At 66.7% G+C, this 24410-nt stretch carries 25 protein-coding genes; 19 read left to right on the forward strand and 6 right to left on the reverse strand.

Annotated features, from left to right (window positions below; all coding sequences use genetic code 11):
• Positions 1 to 31 precede the first annotated feature (31 nt).
• From G6N57_RS16875 to G6N57_RS16905, 7 genes are read left to right on the forward strand one after another with little or no spacing between them, the layout of a single operon-like run.
• Positions 32 to 916, forward strand: a complete 885-nt coding sequence (locus G6N57_RS16875) for an AAA family ATPase (RefSeq protein WP_077741356.1) — start codon at positions 32 to 34, stop codon at positions 914 to 916.
• Entirely contained in the window at positions 916 to 2370 is a 1455-nt protein-coding gene (locus G6N57_RS16880; protein WP_077741355.1) for a vWA domain-containing protein, read from the forward strand. The genes G6N57_RS16875 and G6N57_RS16880 overlap by 1 nt, the downstream gene beginning before the upstream one ends.
• Before the next feature lie 57 nt (positions 2371 to 2427).
• On the forward strand, positions 2428 to 3081 hold the full coding sequence (gene nadD / locus G6N57_RS16885) for a nicotinate-nucleotide adenylyltransferase (protein ID WP_077741354.1): 654 nt from the start codon (positions 2428 to 2430) through the stop codon (positions 3079 to 3081).
• A complete protein-coding gene (gene rsfS, locus G6N57_RS16890; RefSeq protein ID WP_036449118.1) occupies positions 3078 to 3464 on the forward strand; it encodes a ribosome silencing factor in 387 nt (128 codons plus the stop codon). The genes nadD and rsfS overlap by 4 nt, the downstream gene beginning before the upstream one ends.
• Before the next feature lie 7 nt (positions 3465 to 3471).
• Positions 3472 to 4146: a glucosyl-3-phosphoglycerate phosphatase gene (gene gpgP / locus G6N57_RS16895; protein ID WP_077741353.1), complete on the forward strand. Its 675-nt coding sequence runs from the start codon at positions 3472 to 3474 to the stop codon at positions 4144 to 4146.
• Positions 4136 to 4888: a diglucosylglycerate octanoyltransferase gene (gene octT / locus G6N57_RS16900; RefSeq protein WP_077741352.1), complete on the forward strand. Its 753-nt coding sequence runs from the start codon at positions 4136 to 4138 to the stop codon at positions 4886 to 4888. Before gpgP ends, octT begins: the two co-directional genes overlap by 11 nt.
• A 2-nt stretch (positions 4889 to 4890) precedes the next feature.
• Entirely contained in the window at positions 4891 to 5730 is an 840-nt protein-coding gene (locus G6N57_RS16905; protein ID WP_077741351.1) for a DegV family protein, read from the forward strand.
• Between the two features lie 98 nt (positions 5731 to 5828).
• Here the strand turns inward: G6N57_RS16905 and G6N57_RS16910 are convergent, their stop codons facing one another.
• Positions 5829 to 6881, reverse strand: a complete 1053-nt coding sequence (locus tag G6N57_RS16910; RefSeq protein ID WP_077741350.1) for an NAD(P)H-dependent amine dehydrogenase family protein — start codon at positions 6879 to 6881, stop codon at positions 5829 to 5831.
• Between the two features lie 156 nt (positions 6882 to 7037).
• On the opposite strand from G6N57_RS16910, the gene G6N57_RS16915 reads away from it, so the two are divergent.
• Positions 7038 to 7826, forward strand: a complete 789-nt coding sequence (locus G6N57_RS16915) for an SPFH domain-containing protein (protein ID WP_077742037.1) — start codon at positions 7038 to 7040, stop codon at positions 7824 to 7826.
• 108 nt (positions 7827 to 7934) lie between these two features.
• On the opposite strand, the gene G6N57_RS16920 is transcribed toward G6N57_RS16915, so the two are convergent.
• A complete protein-coding gene (locus tag G6N57_RS16920) occupies positions 7935 to 8966 on the reverse strand; it encodes a hypothetical protein (protein ID WP_162563961.1) in 1032 nt (343 codons plus the stop codon).
• Positions 8967 to 9330: 364 nt separating this feature from the next.
• Between G6N57_RS16920 and G6N57_RS16925 the strand changes: the two genes are divergently transcribed.
• From G6N57_RS16925 to holA, 3 genes are read left to right on the forward strand one after another with little or no spacing between them, the layout of a single operon-like run.
• Entirely contained in the window at positions 9331 to 10176 is an 846-nt protein-coding gene (locus G6N57_RS16925; protein ID WP_097926059.1) for a ComEA family DNA-binding protein, read from the forward strand.
• A gap of 31 nt (positions 10177 to 10207) precedes the next feature.
• Entirely contained in the window at positions 10208 to 11749 is a 1542-nt protein-coding gene (locus tag G6N57_RS16930) for a ComEC/Rec2 family competence protein (protein ID WP_234815700.1), read from the forward strand.
• 13 nt (positions 11750 to 11762) lie between these two features.
• Entirely contained in the window at positions 11763 to 12725 is a 963-nt protein-coding gene (holA, locus tag G6N57_RS16935) for a DNA polymerase III subunit delta (protein ID WP_077741348.1), read from the forward strand.
• Between the two features lie 21 nt (positions 12726 to 12746).
• On the opposite strand, the gene rpsT is transcribed toward holA, so the two are convergent.
• Positions 12747 to 13007 (reverse strand): 30S ribosomal protein S20, encoded by a 261-nt coding sequence (gene rpsT / locus G6N57_RS16940; protein ID WP_029109700.1) that lies wholly within the window; start codon positions 13005 to 13007, stop codon positions 12747 to 12749.
• Between the two features lie 236 nt (positions 13008 to 13243).
• On the opposite strand from rpsT, the gene G6N57_RS16945 reads away from it, so the two are divergent.
• From G6N57_RS16945 to G6N57_RS16955, 3 genes are read left to right on the forward strand one after another with little or no spacing between them, the layout of a single operon-like run.
• Positions 13244 to 14905, forward strand: coding sequence for a circularly permuted type 2 ATP-grasp protein (locus G6N57_RS16945; RefSeq protein ID WP_407665938.1), 1662 nt, complete (start codon positions 13244 to 13246; stop codon positions 14903 to 14905).
• Positions 14906 to 14917: 12 nt separating this feature from the next.
• Entirely contained in the window at positions 14918 to 15892 is a 975-nt protein-coding gene (locus tag G6N57_RS16950) for an alpha-E domain-containing protein (RefSeq protein ID WP_077741347.1), read from the forward strand.
• The gene (locus tag G6N57_RS16955; protein WP_077741346.1) at positions 15893 to 16732 is read left to right on the forward strand and encodes a transglutaminase family protein; all 840 of its coding nucleotides are present in this window, start codon (positions 15893 to 15895) and stop codon (positions 16730 to 16732) included.
• Here G6N57_RS16955 and G6N57_RS16960 read toward each other — a convergent pair.
• Positions 16716 to 17210 carry a MarR family winged helix-turn-helix transcriptional regulator gene (locus G6N57_RS16960; RefSeq protein ID WP_077742035.1) on the reverse strand — a complete coding sequence of 165 codons (495 nt, stop codon included), beginning with the start codon at positions 17208 to 17210 and terminating at the stop codon, positions 16716 to 16718. The genes G6N57_RS16955 and G6N57_RS16960 overlap by 17 nt on opposite strands.
• 87 nt (positions 17211 to 17297) lie before the next feature.
• Between G6N57_RS16960 and G6N57_RS16965 the strand changes: the two genes are divergently transcribed.
• Positions 17298 to 18005, forward strand: coding sequence for a hypothetical protein (locus G6N57_RS16965; protein ID WP_174814489.1), 708 nt, complete (start codon positions 17298 to 17300; stop codon positions 18003 to 18005).
• On the forward strand, positions 18002 to 18883 hold the full coding sequence (locus G6N57_RS16970; protein WP_077741345.1) for a TIGR03560 family F420-dependent LLM class oxidoreductase: 882 nt from the start codon (positions 18002 to 18004) through the stop codon (positions 18881 to 18883). Before G6N57_RS16965 ends, G6N57_RS16970 begins: the two co-directional genes overlap by 4 nt.
• Here the strand turns inward: G6N57_RS16970 and G6N57_RS16975 are convergent.
• On the reverse strand, positions 18850 to 19710 hold the full coding sequence (locus G6N57_RS16975; protein WP_077741344.1) for a ribonuclease Z: 861 nt from the start codon (positions 19708 to 19710) through the stop codon (positions 18850 to 18852). The two genes, G6N57_RS16970 and G6N57_RS16975, sit on opposite strands and share 34 nt — an antisense overlap.
• Positions 19711 to 19843: 133 nt before the next feature.
• Between G6N57_RS16975 and G6N57_RS16980 the strand changes: the two genes are divergently transcribed.
• Positions 19844 to 20275: a CBS domain-containing protein gene (locus G6N57_RS16980; RefSeq protein ID WP_036450962.1), complete on the forward strand. Its 432-nt coding sequence runs from the start codon at positions 19844 to 19846 to the stop codon at positions 20273 to 20275.
• 45 nt (positions 20276 to 20320) lie between these two features.
• On the opposite strand, the gene G6N57_RS16985 is transcribed toward G6N57_RS16980, so the two are convergent.
• Complete coding sequence (locus tag G6N57_RS16985) at positions 20321 to 21790, reverse strand: DUF1254 domain-containing protein (protein ID WP_162563960.1); 1470 nt, start codon at positions 21788 to 21790, stop codon at positions 20321 to 20323.
• Between the two features lie 269 nt (positions 21791 to 22059).
• Between G6N57_RS16985 and G6N57_RS16990 the strand changes: the two genes are divergently transcribed.
• Both G6N57_RS16990 and G6N57_RS16995 read left to right on the forward strand, forming a co-directional pair.
• Positions 22060 to 23592 carry a DUF1254 domain-containing protein gene (locus G6N57_RS16990; RefSeq protein WP_234815693.1) on the forward strand — a complete coding sequence of 511 codons (1533 nt, stop codon included), beginning with the start codon at positions 22060 to 22062 and terminating at the stop codon, positions 23590 to 23592.
• Between the two features lie 34 nt (positions 23593 to 23626).
• Complete coding sequence (locus G6N57_RS16995; RefSeq protein WP_077742032.1) at positions 23627 to 24235, forward strand: GNAT family N-acetyltransferase; 609 nt, start codon at positions 23627 to 23629, stop codon at positions 24233 to 24235.
• The last annotated feature ends 175 nt before the right edge of the window (positions 24236 to 24410 follow it).

Raw genomic sequence — 24410 nt, forward strand, 5'->3', positions numbered from 1 at the left:
GCGCCGACCAGACAGAAGACCAGGAGACCACATGAGCGTGCCCGCTCGCCCCGCACCGTTGTTCGCCGACATCGACGATGTCGCGCGGCGCCTCGCGGAGACCGGATACCTGCCCGACACCGCCACCGCGACGGCGGTTTTCCTCGCCGACCGGCTCGGTAAGCCGTTGCTCGTGGAGGGGCCCGCGGGTGTCGGCAAGACCGAGCTGGCGCGCGCGGTGGCGGCGACCACGGGCTCGGAGCTGGTGCGGTTGCAGTGCTACGAGGGCGTCGACGAGGCCCGTGCGCTCTACGAGTGGAATCACGCCAAGCAGATCCTGCGGATCCAGGCCGGTCAAAGTCAGGGCGGGGACTGGGACCAGACGAAGATGGACGTCTTCAGCGAGGAGTTCCTGCTGACCCGTCCGCTGCTGACCGCGATCAAGCGGACGGACCCGACCGTGCTGCTGGTCGACGAGACCGACAAGGCCGACATCGAGATCGAGGGCCTGCTGCTGGAGGTGCTCTCCGACTTCGCGGTCACCGTCCCGGAGCTCGGCACCATCACCGCCGAGCGGCCGCCGTTCGTGCTGCTGACATCCAACGCGACCCGTGAGCTCTCCGAGGCGCTCAAGCGTCGTTGCCTGTTCCTGCACATCGACTTCCCGGACCCGGATCTGGAGCGCCGCATCCTGCTGTCCCGGGTGCCCGAGCTGCCCGAGCACATCGCAGGAGAGCTGGTCCGCATCATCGGCGTGCTCCGCGGCATGCAACTCAAGAAGCTGCCGTCGGTCGCCGAGACCATCGACTGGGGCCGCACGGTGCTGGCCCTGGGCCTGGACACCATCGACGACGAGATGATCGCCGCCACGCTCGGTGTGGTGCTCAAACATCAGTCCGACCAGCAACGGGCTGCGGGCGAACTGAAGCTGAACTGATGGTGCCCCGCCGGGTTCGACCGCCCCAGCCGCTGGCCCCGCACGGCCTGCCCGGGCACCTCGTCGAGTTCGTCGAAGCCCTGCGCGGGCAGGGAATCTCGGTCGGTCCGTCGGAAACGGTTGACGCCGGCCGGGTGATCACCGTGCTGGGGTTGGGTGATCGTGACGCCTTGCGCGAGGGCATCGCGTGCGCGGTGCTGCGCCGTCCCGACCACCGCGAGACCTACGACGCGATGTTCGACCTGTTCTTCCCCGAGGCGCTCGGTGCGCGCACCGTGCTCTCGGATGACGAAGACAGCGCCGAGGACGCGGAAAACCGGCCCCAGCTGCCGCCCGAAGACATCGAGGCGATGCGCGACGCGCTGGTGCAGATGCTGGCCGACAACGAGGACCTGGCCAACCTCGACGACCGGATGGCGGCGATGATCGCGCGGATCGTCGAGGCCTACGGCCGCTACAACTCCAGCCGTGGCCCGTCGTACTCGTCGTATCAGGCGCTCAAGGCCATGAGCCTCGACGATCTTGAGGGCCGGCTGCTGGCCGGACTGCTCGCTCCCTACGGTGAGGAGCCCACGCCGACCCAGGAGGAGATCGCCAAGGCCCTGGCCGCCCAGCGCATCTCCCAGTTGCGCAAGATGGTCGAGTCCGAGACCAAGCGGCGCACCGCCGAACAGCTGGGCCGCGACCACGTGCAGATGTACGGGGTGCCGCAACTGGCCGAGAACGTCGAGTTCCTGCGTGCCTCCGGTGAGCAGCTGCGTCAGATGCGCAAGACCGTGCAGCCGCTGGCCCGCACGTTGGCGACCCGGCTGGCTGCTCGGCGCCGGCGATCCCGCTCCGGCGAGATCGATCTGCGCAAGACGCTGCGCAAGTCGATGTCGACCGGTGGTGTGCCCATCGACGTGGTGCTCAAGAAGCCGCATCCGGCCCGTCCCGAGCTCGTCGTCCTCTGCGATGTGTCGGGGTCGGTGGCCGGGTTCAGCCACTTCACCCTGATGCTCGTCTCGGCGCTGCGCCAGCAGTTCAGCAGGGTGCGCGTCTTCGCCTTCATCGACACCACCGACGAGGTCACCGACATGTTCGGCCCGGAGGCCGATCTGGCGGTGGCGGTGCAGCGCATCACCCGCGAGGCCGGCGTCTACACGCGCGACGGGCATTCCGACTACGGGCACGCCTTCGTATCGTTCCTGGACAAGTACCCCAACGTGCTGTCTCCCCGCAGCTCGCTGCTGGTGCTGGGCGACGGCCGGAACAACTACCGCAACCCCGAGACGGCGCTGCTCGCGCACATGGTGTCGGCCAGCCGGCATGCGCACTGGCTCAACCCGGAGCCCAAGCACCTGTGGGGCAGCGGGGATTCCGCGGCGCCGAAGTACCTCGAAACCATCCCGATGCACGAGTGCCGCTCGGCCAAACAGCTGGCCTCGGTGATCGACGGGTTGCTGCCCGTCTGAGCTCGCTCGTCGCGTGGGTGCCGGGCCCTGGTCAACGCTCCCGTAAGCTGCCTCTTTGTGGCAAGACGGCGCAGGCTGGGTGTGATGGGCGGGACGTTCGATCCCGTCCACAACGGGCACTTGGTCGCCGCCAGTGAGGTCGCCGACCTGTTCGAGCTCGACGAGGTGGTGTTCGTCCCGACCGGTCAGCCGTGGCAGAAGCACGATCGGCGGGTCAGCGCGGCGGAGGACCGGTATCTGATGACGGTGATCGCCACCGCGTCCAACCCGCGTTTCTCGGTCAGCCGCGTCGACATCGATCGAGGCGGTGCGACCTACACCAAGGACACCTTGCGTGACCTGCGTGATCTCAATGCCGACACCGACACCGACCTGTACTTCATCACCGGCGCCGACGCCCTGGCCTCGATCCTGTCCTGGCAGAACTGGGAGGATCTGTTCTCCATGGCGAGGTTTGTCGGCGTCAGCCGGCCGGGCTACGAGTTGGACGGTGAACATATCGAGGCGGCGCTGCGTGAGCTGCCGCCGGACACATTGACGTTGGTCGAGGTGCCCGCGCTGGCGATCTCGTCCAGTGACTGCCGAAAGCGGGCCGCCGAAGGCCGGCCGATCTGGTACCTGGTGCCGGACGGTGTGGTGCAGTACGTGGCCAAACGCGGGTTGTACTCCGCAGATGGGAAGGGTGAACACATCATGGAGCCGGTTCGATGAGCGCGACCGACGAGGCCGTCGCGATGGCGACCGTGGCCGCCCAGGCGGCCGCGGCCAAGCTGGCCGACGATGTGGTGGTCATCGACGTGTCGGGCCAGTTGGTGATCACCGACTGCTTCGTGATCGCATCAGCCTCCAACGAGCGACAGGTCAACGCGATCGTCGACGAGGTCGAGGAGAAGATGCGGCTGGCCGGGTACAAGCCGGCGCGCCGCGAAGGGACCCGCGAGGGACGCTGGACGCTGCTCGATTACGTCGACATCGTGGTGCACATCCAGCACCAGGACGAGCGGGAGTTCTACGCGCTGGAGCGGTTGTGGCGGGATTGCCCGACGATTCCGGTCGAGCTGGACAAGCCGGCGGACTCCGAGTTGCCGGAATGAGGGCGCGATGAAGGTCCGTCGGCTCGTGCTGTTGCGGCACGGCCAGACCGAGTACAACGCGGGCAGCCGGATGCAGGGGCAGCTGGACACCGAGCTGTCCGACCTCGGACGTGACCAGGCCGCCGCGGCCGCCGAGGTGCTGGCCAAGCGTCAGCCGCTGCTGATCGTGTCCTCGGACCTCAAGCGTGCCCTCGACACCGCGGTGACGCTCGGTGACCGTGCCGGGATCGCGGTGCAGGTGGACAAGCGGTTGCGGGAGACGCATCTGGGGGACTGGCAGGGGCTGACCCACCTGGAAGTGGACACGATGGCACCGGGCGCACGGGTGGCCTGGCGTGAGGACGCCCGGTGGGCCCCGCACGGCGGTGAGAGTCGTGTCGACGTGGCCGACCGCAGCGTTCCGGTGGTTGCCGAACTTGTTGCCGGACAACCGGAGTGGGGCCTGGATGGCTCGGACCGCCCTGTCGTGCTGGTGGCCCACGGTGGGCTGATCGCGGCGCTCACGGCCGGCCTGCTCGGTCTGCCGGTGGACAACTGGCCGGTGCTCGGCGGCATGGGCAACGCCAGTTGGGTTCAGCTGTCCGGACATTCGCCGGAATCCGCGGAAGACGATTTCGACTCCATCCGCTGGCGGCTCGATGTCTGGAATGCGTCGGCGCAGGTGGCCAACGATGTCCTCTGACCACCCGCCCACCGAACCGCGTCGCACCCTGCTGGTGTTCTGCGACTCGCTCTCCTATTTCGGCCCGACCGGCGGTCTGCCATCCGACGATCCACGCATCTGGCCCAATATCGTGGCCCAGCAACTGGGTTGGGATGTCGAGCTCATCGGCCGGATCGGTTGGACCACCCGCGACGTCTGGTGGGCCGCCACCCAGGATCCGCGGTCCTGGGCGGCCTTGCCGCGGGCCGGTGCGGTCATCTTCGCCACCAGCGGCATGGATTCGCTGCCCTCGCCGCTGCCGACGGCGCTGCGCGAGTTGATCCGGTATGTGCGTCCGGCCTGGCTGCGCCGGTGGGCGCGGGACGGCTACGGCTGGGTGCAGCCGCGGTTGTCGCCGATCGCCAGATCGGCACTGCCCCCGCATCTGACGGTCGAATACCTAGAGATGACGCGCAACGCCATCGATTTCAACCGCCCGGGCATTCCGGTGGTGGCCTCTTTGCCGTCGGTGCACATCGCCGACACCTACGGCAAGGCCCACCACGGGCGTGAGCCCACGGTCACGGCGATCACGGCCTGGGCCCAGGAACATGATGTGCCGCTGGTGGACCTCAAAGCCGCGGTGGCCGACGAGGTGCTCAGCGGACGGGGCAACCCCGACGGCATCCACTGGAACTTCGACGCTCACCGGGCGGTGGCCGAGCTCATGCTCAAGGGCCTGGCCGATGCCGGTGTGCCACAACTGGATTCCACCGACTGACGATGGCGGTCATGGTGGTGACCGACTCGACGGCGCGGTTGGGGCCCGAGTTGTGCGAGCAGTGGGGAATTCGGCTGGTGCCGTTGCACATCCTCGACGATGGCAATGACTGGCGCGATGGTGTCGATCCGGTGCCTCCGGCCATTCACGATCGGCCCCGGGTGACCACCTCGGGCGCGTCGCCGGCCGACCTCGCCGAGACCTACCGGCAGGCGCTGGCCGACAGCGGCGGCGACGGCGTTGTCGCAGTGCATATCTCGGCCGCCCTCTCCAGTACCTACAGCACGGCTGCGTCCGTGGCCCGCGAGATCGGACAGGCCGTGCGGGTGGTGAACTCCCGTGCGGCAGCGATGGGGGTGGGCTTCGTGGCCCTTGCCGCCGCCGAGGCGGCCCGCCGGGGAGATTCGCTGGACGCCGTCGAGGCGGCCGCCCGGGCCGCGATACCGCGCGGGCAGGCGTTCATCGTCGTGCACCGGCTCGACAACCTGCGGCGCAGTGGCCGCATCGGTGCGGCGGCGTCGTGGCTGGGCACCGCCCTGTCTCTCAAACCGCTGCTGCGTCTCGACGTCGACGGCCGGCTGGTGCTCTCACAACGCATCCGGACGATATCGAAAGCACATGCGGCACTTGTCGATCAGATCGCCGATGCGGCGGGGGACCGGGCCGTGCATGTGGTCGTGCACCACGTCGACAACCCGGACGGGGCCGACGAGATCGCCGCGGCGCTCACCGACCGGCTGCCGAACCTGCGTTCCCTGTCGGTGACCGACATGGGTGCGGTGCTCGCGGTGCACGTCGGCGGCGGTGCGGTCGGTGCGTGCATCACCGTGGAAGACGCATAGCGGGTTCGCTGCTCGCCGACGCCGCTTTCTACCTCAGACTTGTGTCTCGGCGGCGAGCGCGGCCGACAGGTAGAAAGCGACGCAGAGGTAGTGCTGAACTAGCCGGCGAACCGTCCGGTGATCGGCGGCAGATCCTTGAGCGTGAGAATTCCGGGTGCGGCGGCCACCACGGCGGGCACCGCGTTGGTGACCGGCAGCGCGGTGTAGATCATGCCGAGCCCGTTGAGGCTGACCTCGCTCCAATCCTTCGACGGCAGGCAGTACACGACGGTGCGCATGTTGGGCACGCCGAACACCTGGATCACGTGACCGTGCGCCACCGGCTTCGGAGGAGTGACGTGGTTGCCCATGATCCAGTTGAATCCGACGCTGACCACGTTCTTGTCGCCCACCCAGCCGCGGTGGTAGCCGTACACGCTGGCCACGGTGCCCTTGGGGATCTGCATGAAACCCAGATCGGAATCATCGGTGGCGGGGGTGAACGTGACGTCGAAAGTGATCTTGTCGAGCTTGGCTCCGATGGCGTCGGCCATCATCGCCGCCGACTCGGCGAACACCTCGCTCTCGAGACGGACACTCTCGGCCAGTCCGGGTGTCTCCGGGTCCTTGCCGAAGCCCATCGCGGCCATGGTTCCCGCCGATTCGTAGACGCCGCAGTCGACCGACTCGGTGATCCGGATTTCGTCGACGCTCTCGCACGCGCTGGACAGCACCATGCCCATCATGTTGGTCAGCCCGGGGTGCGCGCCGCTGCCGAAGATCGTGGAATTACCTGCCTCGCATGCCTTCTGGATACGTGCCAGGTCTTCGGGGGTCTGCTTGCCGCCGGTGATCCAGGCGGCGGTGGAACACACGTTGACACCGGATTCCAGCAGGCGAACCAGTTCGTCGACGCTGGGCCAGATCGGGTTGTAGCAGCACGCGTCGGGCTTGAGCGCGATCAGTTCGTCGATGTCGTTGGTGGCCTTGATACCGGTCGGTTCGGGCCAGCCGGCCAGCTCGGCGGCGTCCACTCCGACCTTCTCGGCGCCGTACGCATACACGCCCACCAGTTCCATGTCGTCACGGGCGATGATCGCGTGCAGCGAGCGTCGTCCGATGTTTCCGGTGGTCCATTGGATGACCCGGATCGGCTTGTCCGCTGTGGTCATATCGCCTCCTCGCTGAGCCCTGCGCTGGACTCTAGACACTATCGGTGAGTTGTTCACCACCGGCACCGGTCCCTCGTGGCGGCAGGCACACCGGAGTCGCACAATCGAATTACGGGGCACGCTCGCCCCGGCGAAGCCATGAATCGAGGTCAGATCATGGACATGCTCTACCTGCTCGCGTCGGTGGGTGCCGGCGGCGTCGCCCTGATCTGGCTCGGTATGAGCAACATCCGCGTCGTCAGACAGTACGAACGAGGCGTGGTATTCCGGTTCGGCCGGGTCCGCGACCACGTCAGGCAACCCGGCCTGACGATGCTCATCCCCGTCGCGGACCGGCTGCAGAAGGTCAACATGCAGATCATCACGATGCCGGTACCGGCGCAGGACGGCATCACCCGCGACAACGTCACCGTGCGGGTCGATGCGGTGATCTATTTCAGGGTGCTCGACCCGGTGCGGGCCGTGGTCGACGTCCAGGACTACATGTCGGCGATCGGTCAGGTGGCGCAGACCTCGCTGCGGTCGATCATCGGCAAGAGCAATCTCGACGACCTGCTGTCGAACCGGGAGCACCTCAATCAGGGCCTCGAACTGCTCATCGACAACCCGGCCGTGGGCTGGGGAATCCACATCGACCGCGTCGAGATCAAAGACGTCGTGCTGCCGGATTCGATGAAGCGGTCCATCGCGCGTCAGGCCGAGGCAGAGCGGGAACGGCGGGCCCGGGTCATCACCGCCGACGGCGAACTGCAGGCGTCCGAAAAGCTCGCCGCGGCCGCCGATGTGATGGCCGCCGACCCGGCCGCCCTGCAGTTGCGGCTGCTGGAGACCGTCGTCGAAGTGGCCGCGGAGAAAAACTCCACCCTGGTGCTGCCGTTCCCGGTGGAGCTGCTGCGCTATCTGGAACGCGCCACGCCTCAGTCCTCCACCCAGGTCGTCGGGTAGTAGTCCACAGCGCGAGATTCATCCACAGCCCGCCGGTGTAGACGGCTGTGCGCGTGGCCGTGCTGTCCTGTTGTTACTGCCGCGAGACTTGTTACTGCCGCGAGACCATCAACTCGTCGTTGGCCGCTCATCGATCTGTGCTAGCCGCGCAAGGAATGCGGGAGAAGAATCCTCCCCGGGATACTCACGAAACGCCGTCAACGTTCTTCGCTGAACCCCCATCGAACGTTCCAGAGAGTCTAGTGCCGCGAGCGGATCGCAACCAGCCTTGCGTGGTGTGGTGCGCCGGAGAAAGCTCACCCCGTAACCCAGGTCGGAACCGAACTCGCTTTCAGGGATCTTCACCCCAGATGGCATGAGGTAGACCGCACAATTACGGATCGTCTCTATCAGTTGTGCGCGCATCTTCGAATCATGAGGGTCTGAATCCTCCGTCGCCACGGCAATATTCCTGAACTTCCGATCCATGAATCCCATCAAGCCCATCGGTCCCATATCTACTAGCCGGGCATACTGCATATCCCAGGCCGCGGCCCACGCTTTGTCGGCCAACTCATCGGGCGTCTCGTTGCCGCCAATATGGAATATCCCTCTTGCCTCGGCCTGTTTCTTCTTGTCTAGCAACGTATAGGCAGCAAGCGCGCTCTCATACGCGAGCTGATACCCGAATTCGTTCATCATCCAGTCGACATATTGATTGAATGCCCATTCTCCTCCATCTTTTCCGCGGCGCTTCTTTTCTTTGAAAAGACTGCACAGTCGCAGCATCGGAGCGTAGCTCGCGAGGATGGCGTAAAGCGGATGTCGATCTTTCTCTGGTAGCGGAACGCCTTGTCTCCACTTCTTGTCGCGCTCGACAGGGGGATGGCGATGTCCGAACTCGTATGCCACACGATCCGGGTCCCAGCTGAGGACGCGATCCGTGGCCCATCGCACATAACGCGTATTCTTCGCATCGAACTCGCCTGTTCTCTTCCATGCGAGCTCTTCGATTCCCCATCCACTGCTGATATGGGTCCGGGAAAAGTACTTAGAATAGGGAAACCGTGTCAGCAACTCGTGAAGATCTGGACGGTACTTGCAGTTCTGGCCAAAATAGAACATCGCGATATGTAGACAGATGTTCTGATCAAGGACCAATAGGTCAGGCTCCTTGCTCTGAACGTTGTTTGAACCAAAGTAGCGGTATCGTCCTATGCGGGACATCGGGTCTCAGCCTTCCGGGCAGTCATATTGCTTACCATAGATCCATCTTTGTCCACGTCAAATGAATTTCTTTCTGAGGTTTACCTGCGACCGTCGGAAATGACGATCGGTATGCGAGGTCAAGCTTCGATAACGTTAAAGCGGCGTATCCAAAGCGTGAACTGTGCCCGGCTGGCGCTCAAGTGCGTCTAGCCAGATCGTGGGGTGGTAGTCCACAGCGCGAGATTCATCCACAGCCCGCCGGCGCCGACGGTTCTGGAGCGGGGAATCGTCGTGTCCCGCACCTAACGTCGCGGGCATGGGTACCGAATTGTCGGTGGAGCGGCTCCGTCGATTGGGTGGCAGCCGCCTCGGGGACGACCCCGAAGCCGAGGGAAAAAGCGATCCCGATCAGAACGCGACGTCCGAGAGCGCGCTGTCACGATGGTTGCCGGAAACCGCGCCGGGAGGCGGCCGGGGATGGCTGGCCGCCGCGCGCGCCGATCCCGGCCGGGCCGGGGCGCTGGCGCTGGCCGGGGTCGGCGTACTCGCGATCCTGGTTACCGTCTTCGCCCTGATCCGCCAGCAACCACCCCCGGTCACTTCGGCGAATCTTCCTCCGGTACAGATGGTTTCGTCGTCCACCCCGACTCCGTCAGCTGACGGGCCCGGCGGCCCGGTGGTGGTCAGCGTCGTCGGTCTGGTGCACAAACCGGGTCTGGTGACCCTGCAGTCCGGGGCGCGGATCGCCGACGCGCTGGAAGCCGCCGGCGGACCGCTCGACGGTGCCGACCTGATCGGGTTGAACATGGCGCGCCGGGTCGGTGACGGTGAGCAGATCGTGGTCGGCATCGAGGCGCCGCCAGGCCAACCGGCGACCATGGGCAGTTCGGTCGCCGGTGCTGCGCCGGCTTCGCCGTCGAGTGGAGCCCCGCAGACCGGCTCCTCGAAAGCCAAGCCCGGCGCAGCGTCGGGACCGATGGACCTCAACACCGCGACCGTCGAGGACCTCGACACGTTGCCCGGTGTCGGCCCGGTGACCGCCGCGGCGATCGTGGCGTGGCGGGATGCGCACGGCCGGTTCGACAGTGTCGACCAGCTCGGTGACGTCGACGGGATCGGGCCGGCGCGGCTGGAGAAGCTGCGTGAGCTGGTCCGGGCGTGACCGTCAGGGCGGGGGCGGTGGTGCCGGCCCGATCGGCGATGCGTGGGCCGAGGGGCAGTCCCTGGATCTACGAATCGTTCCCGCGGCCCTGACTGCGTGGTCGGTGTCGGCGGCGGGGATCGTTTGGCACCCCGGTGCCGCGGTGATGGTGGGCCTCGGCGCCGTCGGGGTGACCTGGCTGGCCGCGCGATGGGGTGCCGTGCCTGACGTGGCGGACCACCGTCCGGTCGCGGCCGCGGTGCTGGCCGTCGCGGCGGTGGCCGCCGGGTTCGCGATGGCGGTCGGACTACGGGTGCATCAGGTCGAACATCATCCGATCGGTCGGTTCTACGGCAACGCCGCGACGGTAGTGGTGGTGCCCGGCGAGACCCCGCGGCCGATCAATGGTGGCCGGTTGATGTTCCGCGCCACGTTGCGTGAGGTCGATCGGGTCCCGATGTCGGGCCGGGTGCTGGTGTTCGCGCCGGCCGCTTTCGGTCGGGCCGGTCCCGGGACGCCGGTGCGCTTTCGCGTCACCGTGAACCGCCCGGACCGCAACGATCTGAGTGTGGCCGTGTTGGCGGCGTCGGGTCAGCCGTCGCTGGGGGAGGCCTCGGCGGTGCAACGGGTTGCGGCGCAGATCCGTTCGCGCTTCGCCGACGCGGCGCGTGCGGTGCTGCCCGCGGACCAGGCGGCCATGCTGCCTGCCCTGGTGCTCGGTGACACCTCGGCGGTCACCGGCACGACCACCGCGCAGTTTCGCACCGCGGGGCTGACGCATCTGACCGCGGTGTCGGGTGCGAACGTGACGATCGTGTGTGGCGCGCTGTTGCTGAGCGCCGTGCTGGTCGGGCCGCGGGTGGCGGTGTTGCTGGCCGGCGCCGGACTGGTCGGCTTCGTCATCGTGGTGCAGCCCTCGGCGAGCGTGCTGCGGGCCGCGGTGATGGGCGCGGTGACGTTACTGGCGGTGTTGACCCACCGGCGGCGGCAGGCGGTGCCCGCACTGGCCGCCAGCGTGATCGCGTTGATGATCGCCGCGCCCGAACTCGCGGTCGATGCCGGGTTCGCGTTGTCGGTGTGCGCCACCGCCGGCATCGTCGTCCTCGCGCCGGTGTGGGCGGGCCGGCTGCAGGACCGCGGGTGGCCGCGCCCGGTGGCGGCCGCCGTCAGCGTCGCGGTGGTGGCTCAGCTGGTCACCGCCCCGCTGGTGGCCGGGATCTCGGGCACCGTCAGCCTGGTGGCGGTGGCCGCCAATCTCGCAGTGGCTGGGGTAATTCCGCCGATCACCATCCTCGGCACGGCGGCCGCGGTGTGTGCGGGGATCGCGCCGGGCGGGGCACAGCTGCTGATCCGGTTCACCGGGCCCGAGCTGTGGTGGCTGTTGTCGGTGGCACGGTGGGCCTCGGAGCTGCCCGCGGCCGCGCTGCCGTCGCCCTCGGGGCTGGCCGGTGTGGTGTCGGTCGCCCTGGGTGGCGTGGCGTTGACGGTGCTGTGGCGGCTGCGCTGGGTGCGTCGCGGACTGGCCGTCTCGGTGTTCGGCTTGCTGGCCTGGGTGCTGGCGGGCCACGTGGTCGGAGCTGTCGGGTCGGCGTGACACGATCATCGGTGTGAGTGAACAGATCGACGGTCTGCACCTGGTTCTGGGCGATGAGGAACTGCTGGTCGAACGAGCGGTCGGGGCGGTGCTGCGGGCACTGCGCCGGCAGGCCGGTTCCGATGACGTCCCGGTGGACCGGATGCGGGCCGGCGAGGTCAGCACCAGCGAGCTCGCCGAGCTGCTGAGCCCGTCGCTGTTCGCCGAGGAACGCATGGTGGTCCTGGAGGCCGCCGCCGAGGCGGGTAAGGACGCCGTGGCCTTGATCGCCTCGGCGGCGGCCGATCTGCCACCGGGCACTGTGCTGGTCGTCATCCACTCCGGCGGTGGGCGGGCCAAGGCTCTGGCCGATCAGCTGAAAAAGCTTGGTGCACAAATTCATCCGTGTGCCAAGATCACCAAGCCGGCCGAGCGTGCGGATTTCGTGCGTGCCGAGTTCCGCGCACTGCGGGTCAAGGTGTCCGACGACACCGTGAACGCGGTGCTCGACGCGGTCGGATCGAACATCCGGGAGCTGGCTGCGGTGTGCTCACAGCTGGTGGCCGACACCGCCGGGCAGGTCGACGCTGTCGCGGTACGCCGCTATCACAGCGGCAAGGCCGAGGTGAAGGGCTTCGACATCGCGGACAAGGCGGTCACCGGCGATGTCGCGGGTGCGGCTGAGGCGTTGCGGTGGGCGATGCTGGCCGGTGAGCCGCAGGTGGTGTTGGCCGATGCGCTGGCCGAGGCGGTGCACACCATCGCCCGCGTGGGTCCGCTGTCAGGTGATCCCTACCGGTTGGCCGGTGAGCTGGGGATGCCGCCCTGGCGGGTGCAGAAGGCGCAGAAGCAGGCGCGCCGATGGTCGCGCGACTCGGTGGCCGAGGCCATGCGGGTGGTCGCCGCCCTCAACGCAGACGTAAAGGGCGCAGCGGCGGATGCCGACTACGCCCTTGAAACAGCGGTACGCCGGGTGGCGGAACTCGCCACCCGGTGAACCGGGAAAACTAACGAAGACTCAGAGCTTGTTCAGCGCCAGGGCCAGAGCCGACTTCTTGTTGGCGGCCTGGTTGGCGTGGATGACGCCCTTGCTGGCGGCCTTGTCGAGCTTGCGGCTGGTCGACACCAGCAACTCGGCGGCCTTGTCCTTCTCGCCTGCGTCGACGGCCTCGCGGAAGCTACGCACAGCCGTACGCAGCGACGACTTCACGGACTGGTTACGCAGCCGACGACGCTCGTTGGTGAGGATGCGCTTTTCCTGCGACTTGATGTTGGCCACGTAAAAATTCCTTCGTAATTCTCTAGCTGGGGTTACCGAAGTCTGGGTGCGCACACCCGCACTGCGGGCAGCGACTGTTCAGGGTACCAGCGAGACGCTTGAACTCCCAAAGCGGTGCAGCGGAAACGTCGGGCGTCCGTGCCCCGTTTTTCGACCCCAATACCACCTCAACCGGGCTTTGGCCTGCCGAAACGGGCTGGCCATTGACCCGGCGAAACCTGGCCGGGTGCGGCAGCATGAGGGGGGTGAGCCTGCGAACTGTCCGTACCCAAGGAGCCGAGTCGAACGGGTCCAGGCCGGCCGGCCAACGTGCCGCGTCGGCGCGACGCGTCAAACATCAGGGCATCTTCGACGGGTACAACCGGCTGGGCCGGTACTCGGAGGCGTTCGACGAGATGTTCGACGCCGCCGGCAACGTCCGCGGTCCGTACAAGGGCATCTTCGCCGAGCTTGCTCCGTCGGATGCCTCCGAGCTGCGCTCGCGCTCGGACGCGCTGGGACGGGCGTTCATCGATCAGGGCATCACGTTCTCGCTGTCCGGCCAGGAGCGGCCGTTCCCGCTCGATCTGGTGCCTCGGGTGATCTCGGCGGCCGAATGGTCCCGGCTGGAGCGCGGCATCACCCAGCGGGTCAAGGCGCTGGAGATGTACCTCGACGACATCTACGGCGAGCAGGAGATCCTCCGGGACGGCGTGATCCCGCGCCGGCTGGTGACCTCGTGCGAGCACTTCCACCGCGAAGCCGCGGGCATCGTCCCGCCCAACGGGGTACGCATCCACGTCGCCGGCATCGACCTGATCCGCGACGACAAGGGTGACTTCCGGGTGCTCGAGGACAACCTGCGATCGCCGTCAGGGGTGTCGTATGTGATGGAGAACCGGCGCACCATGGCGCGCGTCTTCCCCAACCTGTTCGCCACCCATCGGGTACGTGCCGTCGGCGACTACTCCTCGCACCTGCTGCGCGCGCTGCGCAACGCGGCACCTACGAATGTCGCCGACCCCACCGTCGTGGTGCTCACGCCCGGGGTCTACAACTCGGCCTACTTCGAGCACTCGCTTCTGGCCCGGCAGATGGGCGTCGAGCTGGTCGAGGGTCGCGACCTGTTCTGCCGCGACAACGCCGTGTACATGCGCACCACCGAAGGGGAGCGGCAGGTGGACGTCATCTACCGCCGCATCGACGACGCGTTCCTGGACCCGATGCAGTTCCGCCCCGACTCGGTGCTCGGGGTGGCCGGACTGCTCAACGCCGCGCGCGCGGGCAACGTGGTGATCTCCAGCGCGGTGGGCAACGGGGTCGGTGACGACAAGCTCGTCTACACCTATGTGCCGACCATCATCGAGTACTACCTGGGCGAGAAGCCGATCCTGGCCAACGTCGACACCTACCGCTGTTGGTTGGACACCGAACGTGAGGAGGTGCTCGACCGAATCCACGAACTCGTCATCAAGCCGGTCGAGGGCTCGGGCGGTTACGGCATCGTCTTCGGCCCGGACGCCTCGGAGAAGGAGCTGGCGGCTATCGCCAAGAAGATCCGGGCCGACCCGCGCGGCTGGATCGCTCAGCCGGTGATGCAGTTGTCCACCGTGCCGACCCAGATCGGCAACAAGCTGGCGCCGAGGCACGTGGACCTGCGTCCGTTCGCGGTCAACGACGGCAACAACGTCTGGGTGTTGCCCGGTGGGCTGACCCGGGTGGCACTGCCGGAAGGGTCCCTGGTGGTCAACTCCAGCCAGGGTGGCGGTTCGAAGGACACCTGGGTGCTGGCGTCGAGGACGTCGGTGGCCGACCGTGAGCTGGCCGCCGCCGAGGTGGTGCGGTCGCTGCCCAGGTCCGCCAAGGGGCCCAAAGGCAATGGTGCCGCTGATGGTTCGTCGTCCCAACAACAGCAATAGGGGGTGGAGTAGATGCTGGCGCGCAACGCCGAGTCGCTGTATTGGATCGGACGCTATGTGGAACGGGCCGACGACACCGCACGCATCCTCGATGTCACGGTGCATCAGTTGCTGGAGGACTCCAGCGTCGACCCGGACGTCGCCTCCCGCACACTGCTGCGGGTGCTCGGGATCGAGCCGCCCGCGAAGCCCCTGGACGTGTGGTCGCTGACCGACATCGTGGCGTTCAGCCGTGACAGCGGCGGGAATTCGATCGTCGACTCGATCTCGTCGGCGCGCGAGAACGCCCGCGGCGCCCGTGAGGTCACCTCCACGGAGATCTGGGAGTGCCTCAACACCACGTACAACGCCTTGGCCGAGCGGGAGCGTGCGGCCAAACGTCTTGGTCCCCACGAGTTTCTGTCGTATGTGGAGGGGCGCGCTGCGATGTTCGCCGGGCTGGCCGATTCAACGTTGAGCCGCGACGACGGTTACCGGTTCATGGTGCTGGGTCGCGCGATCGAGCGCGTCGACATGACGGTCCGCCTGCTGCTGTCGCGGGTGGGGGACAGCGGGTCGTCGCCGGCCTGGGTCACGCTGTTGCGCTCGGCCGGTGCCCACGACACCTACCTGCGGACTTACCGCGGTGCGCTCGACGCCGGCCGCGTGGTCGAGTTCATGTTGCTGGACCGGCTTTTCCCGCGGTCGATCTTCTACTCGCTGCGGTTGGCCGAACACAGCCTCGACGAGTTGCTCAACCGGCCGCACAGCCGGCTGGGGGCGACGGCCGAGGCGCAGCGGTTGCTCGGCCGGGCCCGCAGCGAGTTGGAGTTCCTGCAGCCCGGTGCGCTGCTCGAATCCCTGGATGCCCGGCTGGCCGCGCTGCAGAAAACTTGCCGTGATGTGGGAGAAGCATTGTCGCTGCAGTACTTCCACTCCGCGCCGTGGGTGGCCTGGACGGATGCCGGGCACGGCGACGTGGTTGTGATCGAGGAGGGCGAGGTCTAGATGTGGCGACTGCGGGTGGTGCACTCCACGGGTTACGCCTACAAGTCGGCGGTGACCGCGTCCTTCAACGAGGCCCGGCTGACACCGCGTTCCGACTCGCGTCAGAACGTGATCCTGAACCGGGTCGAGACCATCCCGGCCACCAGGTCCTATCGGTACGTCGACTACTGGGGCACCGCGGTGACGGCGTTCGACCTGCATGCCCCGCACACCGAGTTGGAGGTCTCGGGGTCCTCGGTGGTTGAGACCGAGGTCGCCGAAAAGCCTGAGGAGCTGGCGAGTTGGGATGATTTGCGCTCGGAGGCCGTGATCGACCGGTTCGACGAGGTGCTCGGCCCGACGCACTACACCCCGCGCAGCAGGCGCATCGCACGGGTCGGGCAGCGGATCGCCAAGGAACACGATCCGTTCGAGGCGGTGATGGCCGTGGCGCAGTGGGTGCGCAGCGAACTCGACTATGTGCCGGGGACCACCGGGGTCCACTCGTCCGGCCTGGACGCCCTGCGTGAGGGCAAGGGCGTGTGCCAGGATTTCGCCCATCTCTCGCTGATCATGTTGCGGTCCATGGGGATTCCGGCCCGGTACGTGTCGGGCTACCTGCATCCGACGCGCGAGGCGATGGTGGGGGACACGATCGACGGGCAGAGCCACGCCTGGATTCAGGCCTGGGCCGGTGGCTGGTGGCACTACGATCCGACCAACGACAGCGAGATCACCGAGCAGTACGTCAGTGTCGGCGTGGGCCGGGACTACTCGGATGTGGCCCCGCTCAAGGGGATCTACTCGGGCGAGGGATCAACCGATCTCGACGTGGTCGTGGAGGTCACCCGGCTGGCTTGACGCGGCCGGCGGTGCGCCCGAGGTTGCGGAAGCCGGGATGCACGTGCGGTGTCAGCCCCTGGTGGTCGGCGAGCTTCTCCAGCAGGGTGCGGAGCTCGTCGCGCTGTTTGGCGTCGAGGCCGGCGGTCATGCCGTCATCGTGCCGGCGCGCCAGCTCGCCGATGCGGCGTAGCGTCTTCTTGCCTGCCGTGCTGAGAAACAACGCGTGCAGGCGGCGGTCGTCGGGGTTGCGGCGGCGCTCGACGTAGCCGCGGTCCTCCAGGTCGTCGACATAACTGACGACGCGGCTCGGCAACAGACTCAGCTGAGTGCTCAGGGACTGCTGGCTGAGCCCGGGTTGCGCTCCGATGGCACGCATGATTCCGGCATGCGGCGGAGTGAGCTCGAGTGTCGCCATCTGTTCGGCGAACTGCGTCGCGGCCCGGTGGCCGAGCTGTGCCAGCAGAAATGCCACGGTATCGGGCCGTCCGTTCTCCACGGTCAAACCGTATCACGGAGAAATCGTTCAAAATCCAAAACATTCAGGAGGTTGAGTTCGGTGGCGACCGGGCATATCGTTCAAACCATGAACGATTCAATCGTAGATCGAATTGGCAGCGACCGGTCGCCCGGAAGACAGGGTGGGCCACCGCTGGCCCCGGTGGCAGCGGTATCCCTGACGTTGCTGCTGGTCGGGCTGGCCGTCGGGGTTGCCCTCGGCGGAGTGATGCCGTTGCCGTACGGCCAGGGGGCCGCGGTGCTCGCATATATCCGGGACCAGCACTCGGCGGTACAGGCCGCCGCCGTGGGCACGTTCGCCGCCTCGGTGCCGCTGGCGATCTACGCCGCGACCGTCAGTACTCGGCTGCGCCAGCTCGGGGTGACGGCGCCCGGCGCGACGATCGCCCTGGCCGGCGGCATTCTGGCGGCCGGATCGCTGGCGCTGTCCGGGTTGATCTGCTGGACGATGTCTCGGGCTGAGGTGGTTGTCGACGACGGTCTGATCCGGGCGTTGTACTACCTGGTGTTCCTCACCGGAGGTGTCGGGCACATCGTCGCGCTCGGGTTGCTGCTCGCCGGGATCGCGGTGCCGGGCCTGATCCTCGGGCTGTTGTCGCGACCGGTGGCTTGGGCCGGCCTGGCGATCGCCGCACTGGCCGAACTGGCCACGTGCGTGTTGATCTGGCCGGAATCGGCGGTGATCCTGCCGATCGCTCGGTTCACCGGTCTCGTCTGGCTCATCGTCGCCGGCGCCCTCCTGCCGGCGCGCCGGGCCGCCAGGAACCGGTCATGAAGCTCAGTGTCAGCGTCACGAACTATTCGTGGCGCGAGCCGATTCACCAGCGGTTGGCCTCGCTGGCACGCTTTCTCGACGGCACCGCCGTCGACACCCTGTGGGTGCCCGATCACCTCGTTCAGGCCGATCCCGCCAGTGCCCTCGACGAACCGATGCTGGAGGCCTACACCGCGCTCGGGTATCTCGCCGCGGCGACGGGCCGAATCCGGTTGGGCACCATGGTGACCGCGGCCACCTTCCGCGCGCCCGCGTTGCTGATCAAAGCTGTCACGACGCTCGACGTCCTCACCGACGGCCGTGCCTGGCTCGGGCTCGGTGCGGGCTACAACGCGGCCGAAGCGAGCGCGATGGGTTTGTTCCTGCCCGGCACCGCGGAACGATTCGAGCGGATGGCCGAGCTGTTGCAACTGGCCCACCAGATGTGGCGGGGTGACGAAACTCCGTTTCTGGGGCGGTATCTGACAGTGCAGCAGCCCATCGGTAGTCCTCGCCCGGTCACCGCGCCGCATCCTCCGGTGCTGATCGGCGGCACCGGTGAGCGGCGTACGCTGCGGCTCGTCGCGCAGTACGGGGACGCCTGCAACTTGTTCGACGTCCCCGACGGCGGCACCGCGATCCGCAGACAGCTCGACGTTCTGGATCGGCACTGCGCTGATGTCGGACGGTCGGCCGGAGAGATCGAGCGCACCGTGACCGCGGCGCTTCACGACGGCGAGCCACCGGACGCGCTCGTGGAGCGGTGCCACGCGTTGGCCAACATCGGGATCCAGCATGTCGTACTGATCATCCGCGGCCGCCCTTGGACCCCTGCGGATCTCGCCGTCGCTGCCGCGGCGGCCGATCAGCTGCGCGATCGGGTGCACACCCCGGGATGAACCTCGACCCGGTGCAGGTCGTCACCCAGCTCGATCTGGCGGTCGAACACCGAGGCGGCCAACGCGCGCCAGTCCTCCTCGGTACCGGCGGCGATCCCGGGCACGTAGTGGGTCAGAATCAGAATTCCGACGCCTGCGCGGGTGGCCGTGGCCGCCGCCTCCTGCACCGAAGAGTGGTAGTCGCAGATGTCGCGGATCCGTTGCTGCGGAAGCAGATCGATCAGATCCTTACGAATCGCCGTGTGTACCAACGCCCCCGCTCCGTCGGCCAGCGCATCGAGGCTGGGGCAGGGCACGGTGTCGCCGGCGGCCACCACCGAGGCCCCGCTGTGTTCGATCCGGAACGCGATCGTCGGCGTCACCGGCCGGTGATCGGTGGGCGCCACCCGGATCTGCACACCGCCGCGGTCCCATACCGGGCCGTCGGTGTATTCGTGAACCTCCACCCGTGGCGGACCGGTGAGATCGGCGTGGTGGGCGATGCGGTAACCGATGTCGTGTCCGAAGGCGCGCAGCGTCGCGTCGACCACGTCGGCGGTCCCCGGCGGACCGATGATCGGCAAGGCAGGTGCATCCGGGGTGAACGTGCTCACCCAGCGGGTGATGATCACGTCGCCCAGGTCGGCGATGTGATCGCTGTGCAGGTGGGTCAGCAGGAGTGCACTGAGTTGGTTGGCGCCCGACCCGGCCGCGGCCAGCCGCTGCAGCACCCCGCGGCCGCAGTCGATGAGAAACATCTGATCGCTCGCGCGCACCAGGGTGGACGGTCCGGCCCGCTGCGGGTCCGGGATCGGGCTACCAGTGCCGAGCAGCGTGACCTCGATCATGGCCCCATTCCTACTCCGTTCCCGCGACGGATACGCGGAATCGGATTCCTGGCTGCTGCTAGGCGTGGCCCCTTTCCTCGCGGCGACCGCCGACCTAGCCTGGTGTGAGGTGGATCACGATCGGAGGCTGCCGATGCGAATCGCGGACGTGCTGAAAAACAAGGGCACGGCGGTGGTGACGATTTCGCCGGAGACCACGGTGACGGAGCTGTTGGCCGGGCTGACCGAGCTGAACATCGGCGCGATGGTGGTGATGGGTCCCGACGGCCTGGCCGGCATCGTCTCGGAGCGTGATGTGGTGCGCAAGCTGCACGAGCGGGGCAGCAGCCTGCTGGCGCAGCCGGTGTCCGAGATCATGACCACGGTGGTGGCGACCTGTACGCCGCGTGACACCGTGGATCACCTGAGCGCGCTGATGACCGAGAACCGGGTGCGACACATCCCGGTGCTCGACGAAGGACGGCTGGCCGGCATCGTCAGCATCGGCGACATCGTCAAGACCAGGATGGAAGAACTCGAGGCCGAGCAGGAACAACTGCAGGCCTACATCACGCAAGGCCGCTGAGCGAGAATCTCTGGTGCAGAACCGGTTTGGCGTTCCACCAGTGCACTAGACCTTGACGAAATCACCGGGCTTGTACTTGTGCTCGAAGAATTCCTGCTTCGGGCCGTACCACCGGATCAGGCTGAACCAGCCGCGGCCGGGAACGGTCTTGAGCCAGTTCTTGGCGCCCTCCGGTGGGTTGGGTCCGATGTAGAAGGTGACTGACCCGTCGTCGTTGAACTCGAGATCATTCATCGAGTTCAGAGACGGATACACCTGGCCCGGGGCGTCGACACCGGCCGCGGTATCGGCGTCGTAGACCGTTACAGACCACAGGATGTTGGCCGGCGGGTCGGCGGGCAGGTCGATGGTGTAGGTGTTCTCGCCCCGTAGGTACTCGCCGTTGCTGTCCTTGTAGGCGGCGCCGTACTTGGCGCCCATGCCGACGATCGAGGACATCATGCCGCTGCTGATCGAGTAGGCGTTGATGAACATGTGGGCCTTGGCGTTGACGTCGGTGTGGCCGGTGGTGCGGTCGCGCCACTGCTCGTCGAGCAGGGTGTGCCAGAAGTCGTCGAGTTCGGTCTTGGCGTGTGCCACCCAACGGCGGTCCTGCCACCACAGAGCGTTCTGTTCCTGGTCGAAGTGGGCTGCGATGTTCTTTGCCATCTTCCACGCGGTCTGAGCGCCCAGACCGAGTAGCTGGCGCTGACGGTCGGTCGGGGCGAACGGGCGACCTTTCGCGATACCCAGCGCGGCGAGTGAACCGTGCATGTAGGGATCCACCGAATCGACGCGTTCGTTTTGGATCAGCTCATTCAGGATGTCGAAGTAGCCGGCGTCATGTGCGAACAGGGCATTGGCCGGAAGGTCGGAGACGTGCTGGAACTTCATCGGGATGGCCGGCCCGTTGAGGGGACGGACGACGAGTCCCTCGACCGATTGCACCCCCGGCGACAAGTCGTCGACCGACTGGAAGAAACCCCGCTGGAAGATGAACACCCTGTTGGTGGGGCAGTCATAGATGAAGTACTCGTTCGGGTCGATGCCGAGTAAGCCGACCTCCTGCCCTGACGGTACGACGAGATACTTGCCGCCTTGGCCCTTGTCGGGGCCGGGAATACCGATATCGCCGAGGTATTGGACGTCACCGATCCTCGGGCCGGCGAGCGGGCGGTGCCAGAAATCGTCGAGCAATCCTTGAATCTTGGGCGGTGCCTCCAGCACCAGGGGACCTGTCTCACTCAGGTCGGCGAAACCAATGCAGTAGATGACGTCGGAGTTGGGGGTGGTGATGACCGTGTTGGGTTTGAGTCGCTTCTCGTAGACGGACATCACGTTGTATCCGGTCCCGGCAACTGCGCCGAGGCCCTTCTTCATCGCGTACATGTTCACTGCCGGCAGTGCCCAGAGATACGTCTGCACCGCGCGTTGGAAATACAGCTCCTCGGTCAGTGATTGCGCGGCATCGGTGGTCGGATAGCCACCTTCGAAAGCGACATCGGCGATGGCCTTGAAGCGGTCGGAGTCTGTCATCTCGGTCTGTGATCCTTCCTCGCGTGCGCATGCCCACGATCGCAACTCAGGCGCCGTGATCCTCATCGTATGGGCCTGCTCCAATGCAATCCCACAATTCTGGATAGGCGCAATGACTTTCGCTCATACCGCCCGAAAGGGGTGGGAGAACACCCGTGTTCACCTGATCCGAATGTCCCGTTGCAGGCGCGGCTTTGCGGCTATCGTCGTGGTGGCCTTGGCTCGCAAGACCTGAACAAAACAGGGAAAGGAATTGCAGCAAAATGGATATGCCACTGACTCGGCGTGGCGCGCTGCGGACGGCGGGCCTTGCGGCAGCTGCTGCCGGTGTCGCCACGGCGATGGCCGCGTGCTCGACCGAGAAGGCCTCAAACGGCTCAGAAACGCAGGAACCCGACGGCAAGCCTTCGGCCGCGCCGAATTCGCCGCCCGGCGCCGCGGACATCACCCAGCCCGCCTCCGGCGTCGGGATGTTCCCGGGATATGTCCAGACGATCGCGCAGTTCGCCTATGTCTGGGGCTGGCCAATGGTCAACATGCTCAACCGGCGCGCCAAGATCACCCAGGCTCCGCACCCCGGCCTGCTCAACGGCGTCCTGCCCGCCGCGCCGCAGGGCCGACTCGCCATGCTGTCCAACTACATCGACCCGGCCGAGACCTTCGTGACCTGCCCGAATCAGGATGTGGTGTACGGACTGGCGTACTTCTCCCTCGATGACCAGCCGGTGATCGCCCAAGTGCCGGATTTCGGCGACCGGTTCTGGGTGTACGCGCTGTACGACGCCCGCACGGATCAGTTCGGGGAGCTCGGTAAACCGTATGGCACCAAGCCAGGTTTCTATCTCCTGGCCGGGCCGGACTGGAAGGGCGAAAAACCTGACGGTGTCGAAGCGGTGATCAGGAGCTCTACTTCGTTGGCCAACGCGATACCTCGGGTCTTCATGGACGACACCCCCGAGGATCACACCGCGATCCAGGCGGTCATCAACCAAATCGACATCTATCCGCTCAGTGACTTCGACGGCAAGATGAAGAGCACCGAGTGGGCGAAGCTTGGCGCGATCCCCGGGCCGCCCGCCGATGGCGGGGCGGGGGAGACGAAATGGGTTGTGCCCGAGAAGTTCTTCGACGAATTCGGGTCGATCCTCGATGAGGTGAGTCCGCTGCCCGGCGAGGAAGCGCTCTACGCACAATTCCGGGCGCTGCTGGACTCGGCCGACCAGAAGCCCAACATCAAGAAGGTTCTCGTCGAGAGTGCGGTGAGCACGGAGCGCGAAGTCATCGGGCCGTTCTTCCAGTGGGCACACAACGGACGCCCCGCGGGCAACGGCTGGAACCGGTCGACCAACAACGCGCAATTCGGAATCGACTACTTCGACCGGACCGGTACCGCCAGATCGAACATGTTCGACAACCGGCCCAACGAGACGCAGTACTTCTACACCGACAACGACGCCACCGGCGCCCCGCTGCACGGTGACAAGGTGTACAGGGTCACCTTCCCGGCTGGTCAGGAACCGCCTGTCAAGGGCTTCTGGTCGCTGACGCTCTACAACGACAAGCACCTGTTCCATCCCAACGACCTCAAGCGCTACTCCCTGGGCACCAAGAACAAGAACCTCAAGCGCAATCCCGACGGATCGCTGACCCTCTACGCCGGTGCCAAGTCACCTGGACCGGACACCGAGTCGAACTGGCTGCCCGCGCCCGCCGGACCGTTTTCCCTCTATATCCGTGCCTACTGGGGTGAGTCGGGCATCACCGAGGGCACCTGGAAGCCGCCGGCGGTCGAAGTTGTCTGACAGCCCCTGGGTACGTGTGTGGGATGGTGGTTTGGTGGCTGCCGTCGATGTCCGTCCCCCGAACAAGTCTGACGTGAAGCGGCTTGCCGCGGTCCTGGGCCGGGCCTTCCACGACGACCCGGTGATGTCGTGGATCCTGTCCGACGACGCCCGCCGGGCCACGGCGCTGCCTCGCTTGTTCTCGGCGATCACGCGCCACCATTTCCTTGCCGGCGGTGGTGCCGAGGTGGCCGTCCGCGGCGGCGAGATCGGTGCGGCAGCGTTGTGGGACGGACCCGGTCGATGGAAGCAGACTCCTGGTGAGGAACTGCGCATGTTGCCGACGATGGTGTTGGCGTTCGGCCGCGACCTGCGACGCGGGCAGCGGGTGGTCGAGCTCATGAAAGAGCATCACCCCGAGGAGCCGCACTGGTATCTGGCAGTGATCGGCAGCGACCCCACTGTCCGCGGCGGGGGCTTCGGGCACGCCCTGATGCGATCGCGGCTGGATCGCGTCGACGCCGAACACGCGCCGGCCTACCTGGAGTCGAGCAACCCCGACAACGTTCCGTACTACATGCGGTTCGGGTTCGAGGTCACCGGCGAGATCGTACTGCCCAACGGCGGACCCACCTTGACGCCGATGTGGCGGGCGCCGCGCTGATCCAGCCGACGGCCGGGTGCGCGCGGGCAACCACGCGACATTGTGGCTGTTACAGTGCGAAGGCCGACCAACAGGGGAATCCGGTGAGAAGCCGGAACTGACGCGCAACGGTGTGGGGCACAGCCTCGAGTCCGACCACCTGGGCCGGGAATGACCGTTGACGGCTCCGCGACTG

It is taken from the genome of Mycolicibacterium boenickei, from assembly GCF_010731295.1.
Classification (GTDB): Bacteria; Actinomycetota; Actinomycetes; order Mycobacteriales; family Mycobacteriaceae; genus Mycobacterium; species Mycobacterium boenickei.

Excerpts from the sequence above, each read along its gene's own strand:
- G6N57_RS16875 (WP_077741356.1), top strand. The coding sequence starts at position 32 with ATGAGCGTGCCCGCTCGCCCCGCACCGTTGTTCGCCGACATCGACGAT.
- G6N57_RS16880 (WP_077741355.1), top strand. The coding sequence starts at position 916 with ATGGTGCCCCGCCGGGTTCGACCGCCCCAGCCGCTGGCCCCGCACGGC.
- rsfS (WP_036449118.1), top strand. The coding sequence starts at position 3,078 with ATGAGCGCGACCGACGAGGCCGTCGCGATGGCGACCGTGGCCGCCCAG.
- gpgP (WP_077741353.1), top strand. The coding sequence starts at position 3,472 with ATGAAGGTCCGTCGGCTCGTGCTGTTGCGGCACGGCCAGACCGAGTAC.
- octT (WP_077741352.1), top strand. The coding sequence starts at position 4,136 with ATGTCCTCTGACCACCCGCCCACCGAACCGCGTCGCACCCTGCTGGTG.
- G6N57_RS16905 (WP_077741351.1), top strand. The coding sequence starts at position 4,891 with ATGGCGGTCATGGTGGTGACCGACTCGACGGCGCGGTTGGGGCCCGAG.
- G6N57_RS16910 (WP_077741350.1), bottom strand. The coding sequence starts at position 6,881 with ATGACCACAGCGGACAAGCCGATCCGGGTCATCCAATGGACCACCGGA.
- G6N57_RS16915 (WP_077742037.1), top strand. The coding sequence starts at position 7,038 with ATGGACATGCTCTACCTGCTCGCGTCGGTGGGTGCCGGCGGCGTCGCC.
- G6N57_RS16925 (WP_097926059.1), top strand. The coding sequence starts at position 9,331 with ATGGGTACCGAATTGTCGGTGGAGCGGCTCCGTCGATTGGGTGGCAGC.
- G6N57_RS16945 (WP_407665938.1), top strand. The coding sequence starts at position 13,244 with ATGAGGGGGGTGAGCCTGCGAACTGTCCGTACCCAAGGAGCCGAGTCG.
- G6N57_RS16950 (WP_077741347.1), top strand. The coding sequence starts at position 14,918 with ATGCTGGCGCGCAACGCCGAGTCGCTGTATTGGATCGGACGCTATGTG.
- G6N57_RS16955 (WP_077741346.1), top strand. The coding sequence starts at position 15,893 with ATGTGGCGACTGCGGGTGGTGCACTCCACGGGTTACGCCTACAAGTCG.
- G6N57_RS16965 (WP_174814489.1), top strand. The coding sequence starts at position 17,298 with ATGAACGATTCAATCGTAGATCGAATTGGCAGCGACCGGTCGCCCGGA.
- G6N57_RS16970 (WP_077741345.1), top strand. The coding sequence starts at position 18,002 with ATGAAGCTCAGTGTCAGCGTCACGAACTATTCGTGGCGCGAGCCGATT.
- G6N57_RS16975 (WP_077741344.1), bottom strand. The coding sequence starts at position 19,710 with ATGATCGAGGTCACGCTGCTCGGCACTGGTAGCCCGATCCCGGACCCG.
- G6N57_RS16980 (WP_036450962.1), top strand. The coding sequence starts at position 19,844 with ATGCGAATCGCGGACGTGCTGAAAAACAAGGGCACGGCGGTGGTGACG.
- G6N57_RS16985 (WP_162563960.1), bottom strand. The coding sequence starts at position 21,790 with ATGACAGACTCCGACCGCTTCAAGGCCATCGCCGATGTCGCTTTCGAA.
- G6N57_RS16990 (WP_234815693.1), top strand. The coding sequence starts at position 22,060 with ATGCCACTGACTCGGCGTGGCGCGCTGCGGACGGCGGGCCTTGCGGCA.